Source organism: Enterococcus sp. AMC1251 (assembly GCF_058216535.1).
In genome coordinates this window covers 3,023,121-3,040,711 of sequence record NZ_CM177098.1, presented here as the reverse complement: position 1 = coordinate 3,040,711, position 17,591 = coordinate 3,023,121, and the positions used below count along the sequence as shown (strand labels likewise).

At 35.3% G+C, this 17,591-nt stretch carries 11 protein-coding genes and 1 other annotated feature; of the genes, 6 read left to right on the top strand and 5 right to left on the bottom strand.

What is annotated here, in order from left to right; translation table 11 throughout:
- Window positions 1-14: 14 nt before the first annotated feature.
- Window positions 15-2,297 (top strand): YfhO family protein, encoded by a 2,283-nt coding sequence (locus AC4BBR_RS14330; RefSeq protein ID WP_490460178.1) that lies wholly within the window; start codon window positions 15-17, stop codon window positions 2,295-2,297.
- A gap of 137 nt (window positions 2,298-2,434) precedes the next feature.
- Here AC4BBR_RS14330 and mnmM read toward each other — a convergent pair whose 3' ends face one another.
- The 5 genes from mnmM to AC4BBR_RS14305 form a co-directional block, all read right to left on the bottom strand.
- Window positions 2,435-2,998 (bottom strand): tRNA 5-(aminomethyl)-2-thiouridylate-methyltransferase MnmM, encoded by a 564-nt coding sequence (gene mnmM / locus AC4BBR_RS14325; RefSeq protein WP_490460177.1) that lies wholly within the window; start codon window positions 2,996-2,998, stop codon window positions 2,435-2,437.
- Window positions 2,998-3,966, bottom strand: coding sequence for a tRNA modification radical SAM protein MnmL/YtqA (mnmL, locus tag AC4BBR_RS14320; RefSeq protein WP_490460176.1), 969 nt, complete (start codon window positions 3,964-3,966; stop codon window positions 2,998-3,000). Before mnmL ends, mnmM begins: the two co-directional genes overlap by 1 nt.
- A gap of 14 nt (window positions 3,967-3,980) precedes the next feature.
- The gene (locus AC4BBR_RS14315) at window positions 3,981-4,631 is read right to left on the bottom strand and encodes a phosphatase PAP2 family protein (RefSeq protein ID WP_490460175.1); all 651 of its coding nucleotides are present in this window, start codon (window positions 4,629-4,631) and stop codon (window positions 3,981-3,983) included.
- A 233-nt stretch (window positions 4,632-4,864) separates the two neighbouring features.
- Window positions 4,865-5,893 carry a DUF4097 family beta strand repeat-containing protein gene (locus tag AC4BBR_RS14310; RefSeq protein WP_490460174.1) on the bottom strand — a complete coding sequence of 343 codons (1,029 nt, stop codon included), beginning with the start codon at window positions 5,891-5,893 and terminating at the stop codon, window positions 4,865-4,867.
- Window position 5,894: 1 nt separating this feature from the next.
- Complete coding sequence (locus AC4BBR_RS14305; protein WP_490460173.1) at window positions 5,895-6,551, bottom strand: DUF1700 domain-containing protein; 657 nt, start codon at window positions 6,549-6,551, stop codon at window positions 5,895-5,897.
- 297 nt (window positions 6,552-6,848) lie between these two features.
- On the opposite strand from AC4BBR_RS14305, the gene AC4BBR_RS14300 reads away from it, so the two are divergent.
- The 5 genes from AC4BBR_RS14300 (at window position 6,849) to AC4BBR_RS14280 (ending at window position 17,586) form a co-directional block, all read left to right on the top strand.
- Complete coding sequence (locus tag AC4BBR_RS14300; protein WP_490460172.1) at window positions 6,849-8,882, top strand: LysM peptidoglycan-binding domain-containing protein; 2,034 nt, start codon at window positions 6,849-6,851, stop codon at window positions 8,880-8,882.
- 51 nt (window positions 8,883-8,933) lie between these two features.
- Window positions 8,934-9,217, top strand: a binding site (T-box leader).
- A gap of 313 nt (window positions 9,218-9,530) precedes the next feature.
- A complete protein-coding gene (leuS, locus tag AC4BBR_RS14295) occupies window positions 9,531-12,044 on the top strand; it encodes a leucine--tRNA ligase (RefSeq protein WP_490460171.1) in 2,514 nt (837 codons plus the stop codon).
- 73 nt (window positions 12,045-12,117) lie between these two features.
- Window positions 12,118-12,519 carry a FosX/FosE/FosI family fosfomycin resistance hydrolase gene (fosX, locus tag AC4BBR_RS14290; RefSeq protein WP_490460170.1) on the top strand — a complete coding sequence of 134 codons (402 nt, stop codon included), beginning with the start codon at window positions 12,118-12,120 and terminating at the stop codon, window positions 12,517-12,519.
- Between the two features lie 439 nt (window positions 12,520-12,958).
- Entirely contained in the window at window positions 12,959-14,560 is a 1,602-nt protein-coding gene (abc-f, locus tag AC4BBR_RS14285; RefSeq protein ID WP_490460169.1) for a ribosomal protection-like ABC-F family protein, read from the top strand.
- Between the two features lie 374 nt (window positions 14,561-14,934).
- On the top strand, window positions 14,935-17,586 hold the full coding sequence (locus tag AC4BBR_RS14280) for a fibronectin type III domain-containing protein (protein ID WP_490460168.1): 2,652 nt from the start codon (window positions 14,935-14,937) through the stop codon (window positions 17,584-17,586).
- Window positions 17,587-17,591 lie beyond the last annotated feature (5 nt).

The following is a 17,591-nucleotide window of genomic DNA, read 5'->3' as shown; positions in this document are numbered from 1 at the left end:
CAAATAATATAAATATGCCAGACTATCTTTACTTTTTAACATTGCTAAAAATTGGTAGTGTAGGCGTAAGTTTTTGGGTATTTTCAATTCAAACATTCAAAATTCCCAAATGGACACATGTATTATTAAGTATCTCCTATGCGTTGATGTCATTCGTGATTTCTTTTTCAGAGATTATTATGTGGTTAGATGGATTAATATATCTGCCATTAATTATATTGGGAATTCATCGTCTGATGGATCAAAGAAAGCCAACGATTCTATTCATTAGCTATTTATTGTTGTTTTTGTCTAATTTTTACATCGCTTTTATTGTAGGCCTTTTTTCTTTTTGTTATTTTATTGCTAGAATGTGTACGGATTTAAAAAAGAATAGTAAGCAGTTAGCGATGTATTTACTGACTTCTTTTTTAGCAGGAGGAGCGTCAATGGTGATGGTCTTGCCTACAATTTTAGATTTGAGAAACAACGGGGAGGCATTATCGCCGATTAAGCATTTGAAAACAGCTGCGACAGGACCACTTGATTTAGTAATCAAAAATATGATCGGTGTGTATGATAGTACCAAGTTTGGTTCAACTCCTTATATTTTTACAGGATTATTTGGATTGACTTTTTGTCTTTATTATTTTGTTAGTAAAAAAATTTCATTAAAAGAAAAAATGTGTTTTGGGAGTCTTTTTCTTCTGCTAATTTCTAGTTTTTATCTAGAACCTTTGAACTTATTTTGGCAGGGAATGCATGCACCTAATATGTTTTTATTTCGTTATAGTTTTTTATTTTCATTTTTAGTTTTACTGCTTGCAGGCTACGGAATACAAAAATATGAACATAGTGATTTTGAGCAATTGACAACAATTATTTTCAGTCTACTGTTCCTTTTTTTAGGAACTAAAGTAATCATAGATAGAGGGAATAGTGATTACTTAACCAGTTTTTCCTTCATTTTAACAATTCTTTTTTTAATAGGGTATCTTTTTGTATTCTACTTATTGAGCCGGACAAAAAAATACAGAAAGTTTCTTATTCCCCTTCTTTTTCTGGCGACTAGCTCTGAGCTTACGTTAAATACTTTAGAGGTTATTAAGGGGATCTCAACTGAATGGAATTATCCAGCAAGAAAATACTATTCGGGTTCTTATCCAGAGATAAAGGATTTAGTAGATCAAACAAAGGTAGAAAATACAACCTTTTATCGTTTAGAAAATTTAGATGGTGCTTCTGCTAATGATAGCTTTAACTATGGATATAGTGGTATTTCTATGTTTTCTTCAATAAGAAACCGCCATTCATCAGCTTATTTAAATGATTTAGGCTATCGTTCTCTAGGAACAAATTTAAATATTCGATATGGAAACAATACGTTATTAATGGATTCATTACTTGGAGTGAAATACAACATTTCTAAAACGACGCTCAATAAATTCGGTTTTGAGGAAACAGGAAGGCGAGGGGGATACAAATTATATGAAAATAACTACGCACTTCCTTTAGGAATAATAACGGATAAGAAAATTTATGAACCAGAAGCTGTAAAAACGCAAGCGACGTTATTTAATCATTTAGCAGAATCAAATGAAGACTTTTTCACCTTTTCTTCAACAAAAAAAATAGGAACAAAAAATTTGAAGGAAAAAACAAAAAAGATAAATCAAACAACTATTGTGACGTATACTGCAAAAAATAAAGCTGAACCTATTGAAATTGAATGGGAAGCTAAAATACCCGCAAGCAAACAAGCTTATTTTAGTGTATATCCGATCAATTATGACAATTTGGGAGCTACGAAGCTGACTATTGAGGTAAAGGGAGGACGGAGATCGTCTACTGTCTCCGAGACTGGTCAATATTATGCATTGGGTAACTATGATACAGAGACAACTGTCCAATTTAAAACTATTTTTAGTGGGCTTGTGGGAAAAAATAACATAGAGATTGTTGAACCAGATATTGCATTGATGGATACAGGAAAATTTAAAGAAGCATATCAAACGATCGAAGAAAAAGGAGTAGATCTCTCTGTTTCAGGACGAAAAGTAACAGGAAGTGCGACTGTAAAAAAAGATCAAGTTCTTTTAACAACAATCCCTTATGATAGAGGTTGGAAAGCTTATATTGATGGTAAAAGAGTAGAGATACCTACCTTCAAACAAGCGTTGTTGACGTTACCAATTCCAGCGGGAACACACGAAATTAAATTTGTGTTTCTACCAGAAGGGATAATAGTTGGAGGTTGTCTATTTATTTTGTGTATAGTTATTTTTATAGGATATTGCTATAGAGTGAAAAATGAGTAAATAACTAAAATTAGAAGGTCGAGACAAAAATCTACAGTATCTATCTGAAAGAGTGGTTTTTCTATTAAGATTTATTCGGAACTTTCAGGTGAAAATAGCTGTTTGGTTGCGTCTCGCTTGCCTTCTTTTTAAAGTACCTATTTTTTTTCGATACAAAACAAAATAGGCGGATTATTCTTCTGATTGATAAATTGATAAATCAGTACACTATATGTTTCTTGAGGTAACTGTTGAGAATACTCTTTTATCAAAGACAATTCTGCTTCACCGCCAGCATGACCGTAATAAACGACCAAAATGATCCTGCCTTTAGAAGCCAGCCGAGCAATCAATGCATCTAGCGCTTTTTTTGTTGTATCTGGTTTGGTGATAATTTGTTTATCACTTTTCGGAAGATACCCTAAATTAAAAATAGCGGCTTTCAACGGTGTTTCTACTGGAATCAATTGTTCAATGGTTTCATGTCCTTGGTGAAACAAAGTTGTTTGTTCGCGTAATCCTAGATCAGTGAGTTTCTTTTCTGTATTCGTCACTGCCTGTTTTTGAACATCAAATGCGTAAACGAAACCCTTTGAACCAACAAGCTCAGCTAGAAAAGCTGTATCATGCCCATTTCCCATCGTAGCATCAACCACAATATCCCCTTTTTGAACCACTTCTTTTAAAAGGGAGTGACTAAAATGCAGTGCGGTTTGCAACATTAATTCAAAACCTCCTTAGTGTTACGCACATTATAGATCCCCTGAACGCTATTCCGATGCTTCATTTCATCATCAATCGCATTCAAAACTTCCCATTTTTTTAAACTCCACATGGGACCAACTAAAGAATCCATTGGAGCATCACCAGTTAAACGATGGATCACGATCTCTGGAGGAATCATTTCTAGCTGATCGCAAATAACACCGACATAATTTTCTCGAGTCATCAATTGCAAACGCCCTTCATGATAATCTCGTAACATACGCGTATTTGTCATTAAATGCAGCAAATGTAATTTAATCCCTTGAATATCCGAATCAAGAATCGTTCGACGAACATTTTCTCTCATCATATCTAAACTTTCACCAGGCAATCCGTTGATTAGATGAGTACAGACACGAATATTGTGTTTCCGCAATTTTTCTACACCATCAAGATAAGTCTCATAATTATGTGCTCTATTGATTGTATTGCTGGTATTTTCGTAGGTCGTCTGTAATCCTAGTTCTACCCACAAATAATAGCGCTGATTCAGTTCAGCTAAATATTCAACCACATCATCAGGCAGACAATCTGGACGAGTACCGATCGAAATGCCGATAACGCCTTTTTCATTGACCACTTGTTCAAAACGATGACGAATTACTTCAACAGGTGCATGAGTATTTGTGAAGTTTTGAAAATAGACGATATATTGGTCAACATTCGGCCACTTTTTGTGCATCATATGAACTTCTTTTTGAAATTGGATCGGCAAAGGATCCTGAGGGGCAACGATCATATCGCCTGATCCTGAAACACTGCAAAAAGTACAACCGCCTTTAGCGACAGTTCCATCTCGATTAGGACAATCAAATCCGCCATCCAAAGGGACTTTAAAAATTTTCCCACCAAACTGCTGACGTAAAGCATAATTCCATGTATGATATCGCTTATTTGGATCTTCCGTATAGATAAATTCAGACATAATTTTTCTTCCTTTTATTGTTGTTTACTTTTAAAGCGCCAGACAAACCGTTTTTCTAAATAAATCGGGTAGCTCATCAATAACCAAGCTAAACCAAAGCAGAATCCGCCTAAAACATCGCTAGGGAAATGAACACCAACATAGATTCGGCTGATCCCAATCAGAAAAATACCTAATCCTAAAAGAAATTGTAAAAATAAACAAAGATTTTTTTGTTTAAGAAATTGTGGCAGTAATAAAATAAGTGTTCCATAAAGCAACATGCTTCCAGTAGAGTGCCCGCTTGGGAAACTGTAACTATGTTCTGTTACTAAATGATCTAATGTCGGGCGTGGACGCATAAATAATAATTTGATTAATGGATTTGCCACACCAGCAATCAATCCCATATTGATTAAAAGCCAGAGCATCTCAGCATAATATTTTCCTTTAAATAGTATGAAAACAATCGCTAAAGTCAAAATTCCCAAAGTTAAAGGATCAGCAAACTTTGTATACCAAATAAAAAAATGATTAGCAATTGGGTAAGGTGCTCTTACGATTGCCGTGATTGCTTGATCAAAACCATTCAGCCAGCTTGAATAAAAACGTACTACGTAGCCTAAGAACATAAAAACAACTAAAAAGCAGCTGCCGGCAAATTGATAATATAATTTATTTTTCATAAGAAACCCTTTCTGAAATAAGTAAAGCCTATTATAACACCAAACAATTAAGAAGACATCTGAGAATCATCAAAAAAAGAGTCCGATAAAACTAAAAGTCAGTTTTATCTAGGACTCTATATCTGAATAAACGGCGAGAAAAAAGTAGCTACTACTTCAACTTCGTTGCGATCACATTAAAACTCTAAATACTGAAGAACATTCATCTTAGCCTCTCTTAATCTAAAAGAAAATTAATCATCATCATTTTCGTAGTCTGAGGGACCTTCAACGGAAATATCGCCAGAGTTTGTTTGTAAGGTAAGTGATTTTGTTCCTTTGCCTTTTTTGTAAGAAGTCCGTTCTTTGCCGAAAATCGTACTATCACCTAACGTTGTTTTTGTTTTGATAATTACATCATATAATATTTCTTCTGTATGCAAATCGATACTTCCTTGTTGAGTTTCCACCAGTAATTTTTTTGGAATTTCTGTTCCATATAATGAAAAATCACCATTGATACTTTTAATGGCTGCCTCGCCTTTAAGATCAGTTGCTTGGATTTCGCCATTAGTAGTTTCTATTTTAGCGATCCCTTTGACCGTATTCAAGGAAATATCGCCAGATGTGCTAGTCGCAGACCAAACTGAGGCAGCAAAATCACTTATCTGAATCTCACCATTAGTGGTTTTGACAGTTGCTTCATCGGTTCGAACATCTGAATGAACATTAAGATCACCATTAGTGGTTTCCACCGCTAATTTCGTTGTATTGGTAGTATTAACATTAAGATCTGCGTTGATCATTTTAATGGATAAGTCTTTTGTAGTAACTCCGGAAAGATTGATAGTCCCATCAGAGTTACCATTGATGACTAAACGCTCGGTATCATTAGGGATAGTCAACGTTACAGCTGATCCCTGATTGAAAACACCAAATTTTATTCCATCTAGTTTTACTTTTTGCTTATTACTATTTACTGAAATGTTCAGCTGCTTATCTTTTTCCTCAACATCTAAAGAACTTTTAAGAGAAACTGGCATCGAACTCCGAGTATTCATTACAACTTTATTCGAATTTTCAGTTTGTACATAAAACTCAGCGTTGCCTGAAAGATCAAGATGAATCTCTTTGGTACTTTGTTTATTTTTTATGTCATATGTCTGTTCTTTTGTATCTATCAAAGAATGTTCAGCGCGGCTAAAAAAAACTGCACTGCCTATTCCGCCGATAATCATAGCTAAAACGCCAATACTTAGAAAAAAAGCAGTTGTCTTCTTCATACTAAACCTCTCCTCTTAAAACGCGAATATTCCAGTGTAAATAACGTTTGAATACTTTTCCAAAAAATTTTGTTAAGGGTGTTAAAATCAATAATCCAATAACCCCGGCACCAAAAAGGAAAACACTAAGGAATAATTGAAACATCGTTCCGTCATTAAAGCCTGCAAAGACAGAAATGCCTCCGAGAATCGGTGAAAATAAGAAAATAACAGCAACTAGCCAACAAGAAAATAATAGCATAATAAAAGAAAAAATCATCCAAATCATTAAAAGAAAATTAAATGAAAGGATACCTGCTATCTGACAAAATCGAACGAAACTGCTACGATGAGGCCGCTCATAGGTCCGATAAGTATCTTCATATGGATGTTTAGGTATTTCCTCATAATAATAATCATTATTTACAACGGGCTGGATTTCTTGCCAACCATCTCGTTCAAGTTTTTTTTCAGGAACAGTGATGTCAAATTCCTGTAAAATTTCTTCAGCAATCCCTCTAGGTTTCCCTAAATTTTTTGCGATTTCTTCCTCTGTTTCCCCAGCAGCTGAACGCTCGTCAAATATTGTTTCATATTTATTCAAGATAAAAACTTGCTGTTGATGGGTCAGAGGCTTTAAATAAATTTTTAATTCGATTAAAAAGTGTTCTTTATTCATTTTTTTCCCCCATTTCATTATACAATCTTGCTTCTTCTACACTATAATTTTTTTTGAAAGTAATAACAAGTCTTAAATCAAAAAATCAGCCTAAGGTAAAGAGAAGAATCGGTCTTTAGACCTAGTCCTGTTTGTAAGATAAAAGCTATGAAGATGAACAGAAAACAGAAAATAAAATAATTCGTTTTTATTTCGATTTATAAGCAAAGTAAAAGCGAAAAACATTTCTATTTTCATTAAAAACAGGTATAATATAGCTTGTAGAACACTTTTTTTAGAAAATTCGGAGGATATATTATGGAAAAGTATAAAACATCAAGAAAAGAGCGGAGGAAAGCCGAACAGAACAAGTTTGCTTCTGATCAGCTAAAAAAAGGAACTACTGTACTTAGCTCTGCAATTGTTGTATCTTCAATTGCAGCACCAATTGCAGCACCAAAACTTGCTGAAGCTTCAGAAGATAAAATACCTAGTGAACAAGTAAGTTACTCAAATACAATTACACATACAGAAGCCGTTCAAACACAAACAACGACGACTGACACAAACGATTCGATGACACAAGAAACTCAGACAACAGAGACTTCTTCAAACGAAGACACGTCTGAAACACAAGAATCATCAGAATTAAATACATCAGAAACAACACATAGTACTGAATCAACTGAATCAACTGAAACAAAGGAGTCTTCAACAACTGAAACAGAAGAATCTAAAGCACCAGATCTTGCGATGCGTTCAGCATTTGCTGCGCAAACTAGAAGTATCAGCCCAAGCGCCTTCATTGCTGAAATAGCTGGACACGCCCAATCGGTTGCAGCAGCAAATGATTTATATGCGTCTGTCATGATGGCTCAGGCAATTCTTGAAAGTGACTGGGGAAGAAGTACTTTATCTGCAGCACCAAATCATAATTTATTTGGGATCAAAGGAAGTTATCAAGGTCAATCTGTTACCATGAAAACATGGGAAGTTATTAATGGTCAGTGGATTCAAGTAGATGCTGCTTTTAGAAAATATCCTTCTTATTCGGAATCATTTAGTGACAATGCTTATGTTTTGAAAAATACGTCGTTTCAATCTGGAGTATATTATTATTCAGGAACATGGAAAAGCAACACGAATTCTTACAGAGATGCAACAGCGTGGCTAACAGGACGTTATGCAACAGATCCTAGCTATAATACAAAATTGAATAATATTATTACAACGTACAACTTAACTCAATATGACACTCCTTCATCAGGTGGAGGAAATACAGGTGGCAACACAGGTGGAAATACTGGGGGCTCAACTGGAAATACAGGTGGTTCTAATAATACAGGAACGTCAAACACTTATTACACGGTAAAATCAGGCGACTCATTATGGACGATCGCTAATGCAAATGGTGTAAGTATTGCTAATCTACGTCAATGGAACAATTTAAATGGAGATATCATTTATCCAGGTCAAAAACTGATTGTGAAAAAAGGTTCTGGTAATGCTGGAGGAGGTTCCGGAGGCAGCACAGGTGGCTCAACAAACAATACAGGTGGCTCTAGCAATACAGGAACATCAAATACTTATTACACGGTAAAATCAGGCGACTCATTATGGGCGATCGCTAATGCAAATGGTGTAAGTATTGCCAATCTACGTCAATGGAACAATTTAAATGGAGATATCATTTATCCAGGTCAAAAACTGATTGTGAAAAAAGGTTCTGGTAATGCTGGAGGAGGTTCCGGAGGCAACACAGGTGGCTCAACAAACAATACAGGTGGCTCTAGCAATACAGGAACATCAAATACTTATTACACGGTAAAATCAGGCGACTCATTGTGGGCGATCGCTAATGCAAATGGTGTAAGTATTGCCAATCTACGTCAATGGAACAATCTGAATGGAGATATCATTTATCCAGGTCAAAAATTAATTGTGAAAAAAGGTTCTGGTAATGCTGGAGGAGGAAGTTCTGAAGGCAATACAGGTGGGTCTACGAATGCTGGAACGGCCGCTGGTCACTACACAGTAAAATCAGGCGATTCACTATGGGCGATTGCTAATACAAATGGCGTAAGTATTGCTAATTTGCGTCAATGGAACAATTTAAGTGGAGATATTATTTATCCAGGTCAACGCTTAGTTGTGAAAAAAGGTCAAGGTGGATCAGCTAGTCCATCGAATAATCAAGGCGGTAGCCAAACAGTAGGTTCATATACTGTAAAAAGTGGAGATACCTTATGGGGACTTTCTCAAAAATATGGAACAAGTGTTCAAAGAATTAAGCAATTGAACGGCTTATCTAGCGATATGATTTATATTGGTCAAAAATTGAAAGTTAAATAAAACAATTGAAATTGACTGAAATTTTTGGTAGTATGATAGCACATGACAGATATATATACAGTGAAAAGGAATAGTAGAAAGAACCATGTTTTAGAGAGCGTATGGCTGGTGAAAATACGTACAGAAGCTTTCGAACTCGCCTTTGAGTTATTTTACTGAACGAGTGAATAAATGTTCTCTGATCTTTTTTTTGAAGTAAATGGGGGATGAGACATAGTTCAACAATCAGCTAAACTTTACTAAGTAAAATCGGTGGCGGCCGTTACAGCGTTGAGGCTTGTAATTTATACAAGTAAAATTAGGTGGTACCACGTTGTTAATCATACGTCCTATAGGAATTTTTCCTGTAGGACGTTTTTGTTGTGAATCACTACGATTGGCTCCACCAGAGTAGATGATGAACAATACTTGGCGACCAAAGGGAGAGAAGTTACCATACTAGTGAATCATACCACTTCGTTTCGATCTCATTAAATTCTAAGAGCTAAAGTTTTAAGAGTAGATGATGAACAATACAAGGAGTTTAAAGGGAGAGAAGTTACCATACTAGCGAGTGAAGTTAAACGCTGTAAGAAAATGTAGAAAATGAACATAAGAAATAGGTGGAAAAATTATTAAAAAAAGCTACTTAAAATAGGGGGAAAAAACGTGAGTTACGATCATAAAGAAATCGAGAAAAAATGGCAAAAATATTGGGAAAAACATAACAGTTTCACTACAGATGAAGATGTGAACAAAGAAAAATTTTATGCCCTAGATATGTTTCCGTATCCATCAGGACAAGGTCTTCATGTTGGGCATCCAGAAGGCTATACAGCGACAGATATTCTGTCACGAATGAAAAGAAGTCAAGGCTATAGTGTTTTGCATCCAATGGGGTGGGATGCGTTTGGATTACCTGCGGAACAATATGCATTAGATACTGGAAATGATCCAGCTGAATTTACGAATAAAAATATCGAAACATTTAAACGTCAAATCAATTCATTAGGTTTCAGTTATGATTGGAATCGAGAGATCAATACAACCGATCCAGAATATTATAAATGGACCCAGTGGATTTTCACAAAACTATATGAGCACGGCTTGGCTTATGAAGCCGAAGTGGCAGTCAATTGGGTACCAGAACTTGGTACTGTTATTTCAAATGAAGAAGTTATTGATGGAAAAAGCGAACGTGGCGGCTATGATGTTGTTAGAAAACCAATGCGTCAATGGATGTTGAAAATCACTGCATATGCAGATCGTTTACTGGATGATTTAGAGTTAGTCGATTGGCCTGAAAGCATCAAGGATATGCAACGTAACTGGATCGGTCGTTCTGAAGGAGCGAACGTTACGTTTAAAGTAGCTGGCTCAGAAGATGAATTTACCGTATTTACGACTCGTCCAGATACATTATTTGGTGCAACCTATACCGTTTTAGCACCTGAATTAGAATTGGTGAAAAAGATTACTACGCCAGAGCAAAAAGATGCTGTGGAAGCCTATATTGATGCTGCATCAAAAAAATCAGATTTAAACCGAACAGATCTAGCAAAAGAAAAAACAGGTGTCTTTACAGGGGCATATGCAGTGAACCCAGTCAATGGTGTTGAGATCCCAATCTGGATTGCTGATTATGTATTGGCATCATATGGTACAGGAGCAATTATGGCAGTCCCAGCTCATGATGAACGTGACTATGAATTTGCTAAAGCTTTCAATATTGATATCGTTCCAGTATTAGAAGGTGGAAATATTGAAAAAGCCCCGTATACAGGCGATGGTGTACACATCAATTCCGATTTTTTAAACGGCATGAATAAAGAAGAAGCAATTACTAAAATAAATGAATGGTTAGAAGAAAATAATGTAGGAAAAAAAGAAGTGAGTTACCGCTTGCGTGATTGGTTATTTTCACGTCAACGTTATTGGGGCGAACCAATTCCTGTGATCCATTGGGAAGATGGGACAACAACCACCGTTCCAGAATCTGAACTACCACTAAAATTACCGAAAACAGATGATATCAAGCCAAGCGGAACGGGAGAATCACCACTTGCGAATATTACTGAGTGGATTAACGTAGTCGATTCTGAAACTGGCAAAAAAGGCAAACGTGAAACGAATACGATGCCGCAATGGGCAGGAAGCTCATGGTATCATTTACGTTATATTGATCCGCATAACAAAAATGAACTTGCCAATTATGAAAAACTAGAACGCTGGTTGCCAGTAGATATCTATATTGGTGGAGCGGAACATGCCGTACTTCACTTGTTATACGCACGTTTTTGGCATAAATTTTTATATGATATCGGTGTTGTACCAACAAAAGAGCCGTATCAAAAACTATACAACCAAGGAATGATCTTAGGTCAAAGTTTCCGAGATAGCCGTGGAGTACTGGTTCCGACGAATATGGTAGAGAAACGTGATGGTATTTGGGTGAATAGTGAAACTGGTGAAGAATTAGAAGAAGCACCAGCTAAAATGAGTAAATCATTGAAAAACGTTGTGAATCCTGATGATGTTGTTGAAAAATATGGAGCTGACACCCTAAGAATGTATGAAATGTTCATGGGACCACTTGATGCATCGATTGCTTGGAGTGAAAATGGACTTGAAGGCAGTCGTAAATTCTTGGATCGTGTATGGCGCTTGATTGTAGATGAAAATGATAAAATGCGTGACCGTATTACGACTATAAACGATGGGCGTTTAACGAAGGTTTATAATCAAACAGTGAAAAAAGTGACAGAAGACATGGAAAATTTACACTTCAATACAGCGATTTCTCAATTGATGGTCTTTGTGAATGAAGCCAACAAAGTCGATGTTCTGCCATACGAATACATTGAAGGTTTCGTTCAATTACTAGCACCAATCGCGCCACATATCGGTGAAGAGCTATGGACAATTCTTGGAAATGAAGAAAGTCTAACGAATGCTCCTTGGCCGACATATGATGAAGCTGCATTGATTGAAGATGAGGTCGAAGTTGTTTTTCAAGTTAACGGAAAAGTTCGTGCAAAATTGAATATCGCTCGAGGGTTGAGCAAAGAAGAGTTAGAGGAGAAAGCTCTAGCAACAGAAGAAATCCAATCTTTTATTGATGGGAAAACAGTGCGTAAAGTGATTGTTGTTCCAGATAAATTGGTGAATATTGTAGCGAATTAAATATATTAGAAACAGAGGTGCTGAATAAAATCAGTATCTCTGTTTCATTATAAATAGGGATGTGAGGAAAAAAATGATCAGTCGTATTACCTTTATCGTACACGATTTAGAAAAGGCCACTCTCTTTTTTAAAACAATATTTGCTGCAAAAGAGGTTTATTCAAGCGGAACAGCGACGTTTTCTATAGCACAAGAAAAATTTTTCCTGATTAACAATCTTTGGATAGCGATTATGCAAGGCGATTCGTTACCTACAAAGACATATAATCACATTGCGTTTAAGATAGAAGAAAATGAGTATGAACATTACTTAGAGAAAATCAGCGCTTTAGGATTAGAAATAAAAGCTGGTCGTCAACGTGTAGAAGGTGAAGCAAATTCAATTTATTTTTACGATTTCGATAACCATTTATTTGAACTGCACACTGGAACGCTTGAAGAACGATTAAAATATTACCAACCAGGAATCAAATAAACTCATTTTGCATAAATGAAACGAACATGCTACAATATAACCAATAAATGACGAAGGTGGTGAATAAGTACAATGGTCAACATGCCAAAAATAACAACAGGTTTTTCTTATATAATCGTATACCTATCTTTTTGTCATGTTATTATTTCCGATTTTTTATCTCAAGGGACAAGTGTGTCTAAAAAGGGATAAAAAATTAAATAAAACAGACCATTCAGACTTATTTACTTGAAACGAATTAGTCATAAAATAACGGAAGAGAGTAATTTGGTTTCAACTGATCTTAATCAAAAGAGCAGTGGAAAATTGCTAGCAGACAGTAAATAATGAAGGTTGAACGGAGAACGTTGTTCAGCTTTTTTTTGTACGCTTAAAATTAGTATAAAAGATAATACATTTTATTTTTGTTGATCTGTCTGAATGGCAGAAAGAGGAAGAGATGTTAGTACAATTACAAAAAATAACCAAAAAGTATGGAATGGAACCACTTTTTGAAGAATTAAATTTGCAAATAAACAAAGGGGAAAAAATAGGATTAATTGGGACAAATGGTTCAGGTAAATCAACAATTTTAAACATCATCACAGGAATCGAGACGGTTGATTCAGGAACCATTAGCTGCAAGAAAAACGCACGTATTGGCTATTTGGCTCAAATGCCGGACATTTGTGAACAGAAGGTCAAAGACTACTTGCTAGAAACGTTCACATTCCTGAATGCAATTCAGAAACAATTAACGCAATTGGAAGAGCAAATGACGATTCCAGAATGTGATCTAGAAAAAACAGTCGTTCGTTATGGTCAAAAACAAGAAGAATTTCAACAAGCTGGTGGTTACGAGATGGACAACAAACTCGAGATGATCGCAAACGGTTTAATGATCAATGATTTGTTGCCAAAAAAACTTTCACAATTAAGCGGAGGTGAGCAGACAATCGTAGCTTTGGCAAGAATTTTATTGCAAGAAAATGATCTTGTGTTGCTAGATGAACCCACCAATCACCTGGATGCTAAAAGAATTACTTGGTTGGAAGGGTATTTGACCCATGAGAAAACAGCGTATTTGATTGTTTCTCATGATCGATTATTTTTAGATCATACGATAGAAAAAATTGTAGAGCTGGAAGATGGTCATTTACAGGAATACAAAGGAAATTATTCTGCGTATAAACGACAAAAAGAAGAGCAACTTGAAAAGCTTAGAAAAGATTTTGCAGAACAGCAAAAAGAAATTCAGAAAATAAAACTAGCAATTCGTCGCTTTCGACAGTGGGGACATGAAGGAGACAATGAAAAGTTTTTCAAAAAAGCCAAGCAACTTGAAAAACGGTTAGAAAAGATTCAGAAAATTCCTAAACCTAAAGAAGAAACAGCAAAAATAGACAAGAAATTCAAAGAAGCGAATCGCTCCGGTAAAGAAGTGCTTCAATTTAAGGAGGTCAGCAAAAGCTATGCGGATAGAACATTGTTTGAGAAAGCCGAATTTTCACTATTTTGGAAAGATCATTCGGCGATCATAGGAGAAAATGGTGTAGGTAAAAGCACCTTGTTAAAACTGGCTCTAGCGTTGGAGGCAGTTGATAGTGGTGAAATCAAGCAAGGAACGAATCTTCAAGTTGGCTATTTGCCTCAAGTTATTCAATATATGAATCCTAAACAAACAGTGTTACAATCCTTTAGTGAAGCTTGTTCTCTAGCTGAACAAGACAGTCGCCATGTATTGGCTAAGTATTCTTTCTATAGTGATGATGTAATGAAACAAGTTCGATTTTTAAGCGGTGGTGAAAAGGTTCGTTTAGAATTAGCTAAACTAATGCAAAATGAGGTCAATTTTTTAGTGCTAGACGAGCCAACCAATCACTTAGATATTGAAACGAGAGAAGAAGTAGAAGAAATACTAGAAGAATTCCAAGGTACAATGCTAGTTGTTTCACATGATCGCTTCTTTCTCCAAAAAATGTTTGATACTTTTTTAATCGTTGATCAACAGAAAATCAGGAAAAGAACTGGGACTTATATAGAGGTACTTACTTCAGAATAAGACAAACGCTTAAACAATAGAAGATCAAAGTTGGGATAGAAGAGTTCAACTCCAAAAAATATAAAGGAGTTACTTTTGTTCCAACTTTTTTAACTTAACGTGTTAAAAGAAGAAGTGTAAAATCATTACTAACTCAAAGGAAAATTTTAGAGATAAAGAAAAATCAGTGATCGCGAAAAGATAAATAAAAAATCGTAAGTATTAATAAGGTTATTTATAGTTAAGAAATAATGACTAATTATGATTAAATAAGTATAATTTTAAAAAAACTAACGTTATTAAATTGATATTTATCTCAAATTACAATACAATACAATAATAGATAGAACAAATATTATTATTATAATTTGCATAAAAAAGTTGGGAGGACTGTCGTGAGAAGAAATAGTTACTTGATATTTATCAGTTTTATCATTCTAATGATTTCCCCGGTTGATTGGTTCTATGCTATAGAAACTGAGCAATATGATGAGGGAAGTTCAGTAACGACGGAGTCAACTAAAGAAATTTTGACATCAGATTCGTCAGTAACATCTATTGAGGACAGCTCGTTTAGTCAAGAATTGGCTAAGGAAGAAGAATCGATAGAAAATGAAAAAATAACGGATAGTAATAGTATAAATGATTTAGAAGATAAAAATAAATCTGAAATAATTGATAGAAAGCTCTTAAGGAAAGACGCTGTACAAGATGTAGATGGCTTCTGGTTAGTTGATTCAGCAGCTACTTTGGCTGAATATTTAAAGGATAATCAAAAGCTGAAATTTCGTTTAACCAATAATATTGACTTAGAATCTAATGGTTATCAACTTAAAGATAACATGATCATCGATGGTGCAAACCATATTATTACATATGATAAAGGTAGTTCAGCTACTAGCGGTTTTTATGCAAATCAAGCAAATGCGGTAATTGAGATTCGTAACACACAATTTGGTAACACTGATGGTTCTGGCGCAGTTGGATATTATGGCTTTTTATCTGGAGGGTCAGCTGCAAATATGACATTTATCTTTGATAGTGTCGATTACTATTCTACAAATGGTCAAATGATTTATAACATAAACGGATCTGTCATAATGCGAGGGCAAAATACGATCGATCAAAGAGGGACGAATACATATTCCCAGGAATGGGCAGAAATTAATTACGTAGAAATTCAAAATGGTTATACTTCAATCAAGCATTCATCTAATCGAACCAGTGCATTTATTTGGTCGACAAGTAATGCCTCAGCAAATCCCCATTCAGGAGCTTCTCAAATTGTAGTTCGAGAAAATGCGCAACTGAATATCCAGACAAACAGTAATATGACTTATGGTACGTTAGCACCAAGTTATATTGTTGAGAAAAATGCTGTTTTAAATTTGGATAAGATGACACTTGCCACGGGTGGAACGAGAAATCAATTTTTTGCCTCTAATCAAACTCAGTCAGTAGTATTTGATTTTCAGGATAATGCTCAAGTTGATTTTAAATTACCTTCATCAATCGATCTTTATACTGCTAAAGGCAGAATGACGATTGCAGAGAATGCCGATGTTTCAATAGATGTTGCTAGCGGTGGGGTCTTTGCATCGTCATCTTCTAGCACATTTGCTCTTAAGATGGACAAAGCCAAACGAGTCTCATTTGCTGCTGCCAGTCTTGGAACGTTAGGACTAAATGGAGCTAATGGTGTAAATAATTTGTCTTTTTCCAGCAACTATTTAAAAAAAATAGCAACTTTTTCGAATAAAACAAATAGTACACCAACACAAGAGATTTTTAAAGAAGCTTCAGACTTGAGTGTTCAAGGAGCAAATTATACGAATATCGTAGGTTCGCCAAATCCATTTTCTACACAAGAGATACTAGCAATGAAAAATGCCCAAAAAATCGTTTTTAGCGAGTTTATAGATGTTCCAGATCAATTAGGGTTACTTGCAGCGGAAAAAACAGACACATCCATTTCGCTATATGCCTCATCAGTTAATAATGGTAGTCAAGCTAAGGAAGTAAAATTTTTTCTGTTTACTACTGAAGAGGATACAAATGATTTAAGTAAAGCTAAACATATCGTGACATTAAATACATTCGAAGATCAAGAAAATACAATACTTAGTTCAAATTATAAAGTAAGAATAAATGATTTAAACCCGAATACAAATTATTGGGCACAAATGATTGTTGTTAATCAAGCAGGTGAAAGTGAATTTTCGGATGCAGAAATGTTTGCTACTAAACCTCAATTAAAAAACATCACAGCAAATGTCACAACGACATCAGCTATTATTAATGGTGAATTGGCTAGTGATACTGGTAAATGGACAGATTATTCAAATGGAGAAGCGGTAGCGATTCCTAATCAAGAGGCTTATTATGGCGGTAACTATCAACAAGTCAAAGTAGAATACAGTAAGAGTAAAGACTTTCCAGCTCAGGAGACAAAATCTCAACTTGCGGATCTTTTAGGAGATAAAAATCAAACATTCTCAACGAAATTAAAAGATCTAGATGGCGATGTTACCTATTACGTACGTGTAAGAGTGATTGGCGTTTCAGGTGAAGAAATTGTGCTGGCAATGACACCTCTTACTGAATTTCAAACAGTGACAGAAATTATCAAAGTAGAAGTCCCAATCGAAATGGCTTTTCAGACACAGAACAAAGATATTGCTACAGCGCAAGAAGGAGAATTATCTTCCGAAGATTACCAAATTGTAAATAAAGGGAATGCAGCAACAAAACTATCGATAACAAATCTAGTCAAAGAAAATACGGATGCTAACCAATTGCTGCTGTTGAATAATCTTGTCGGAAACGTTGGTCAGAATGAACTTGCGTTACAAATGCTTATAGATAATAATCAGTCAGAACCGCTTTTTTTAACAAGTGAATTGGCAAACAATCCTTTGCCAATCGGTGTTTTAAATGCAAACGAACAAAAAAAACTGACTCTTAGAGGAAAGTATTTCAATGCAACGAAACAAGCGATATTTCCAACGTACAAGCTGACATTTAAAGTTGAAAAAAATGAAGAATGAGGGGC

Coding starts and splice junctions, on each gene's coding strand:
- AC4BBR_RS14330 (WP_490460178.1), top strand. CDS start 15: ATGCCAGACTATCTTTACTTTTTAACATTGCTAAAAATTGGTAGTGTA.
- mnmM (WP_490460177.1), bottom strand. CDS start 2,998: ATGTTGCAAACCGCACTGCATTTTAGTCACTCCCTTTTAAAAGAAGTG.
- mnmL (WP_490460176.1), bottom strand. CDS start 3,966: ATGTCTGAATTTATCTATACGGAAGATCCAAATAAGCGATATCATACA.
- AC4BBR_RS14315 (WP_490460175.1), bottom strand. CDS start 4,631: ATGAAAAATAAATTATATTATCAATTTGCCGGCAGCTGCTTTTTAGTT.
- AC4BBR_RS14310 (WP_490460174.1), bottom strand. CDS start 5,893: ATGAAGAAGACAACTGCTTTTTTTCTAAGTATTGGCGTTTTAGCTATG.
- AC4BBR_RS14305 (WP_490460173.1), bottom strand. CDS start 6,551: ATGAATAAAGAACACTTTTTAATCGAATTAAAAATTTATTTAAAGCCT.
- AC4BBR_RS14300 (WP_490460172.1), top strand. CDS start 6,849: ATGGAAAAGTATAAAACATCAAGAAAAGAGCGGAGGAAAGCCGAACAG.
- fosX (WP_490460170.1), top strand. CDS start 12,118: ATGATCAGTCGTATTACCTTTATCGTACACGATTTAGAAAAGGCCACT.
- abc-f (WP_490460169.1), top strand. CDS start 12,959: ATGTTAGTACAATTACAAAAAATAACCAAAAAGTATGGAATGGAACCA.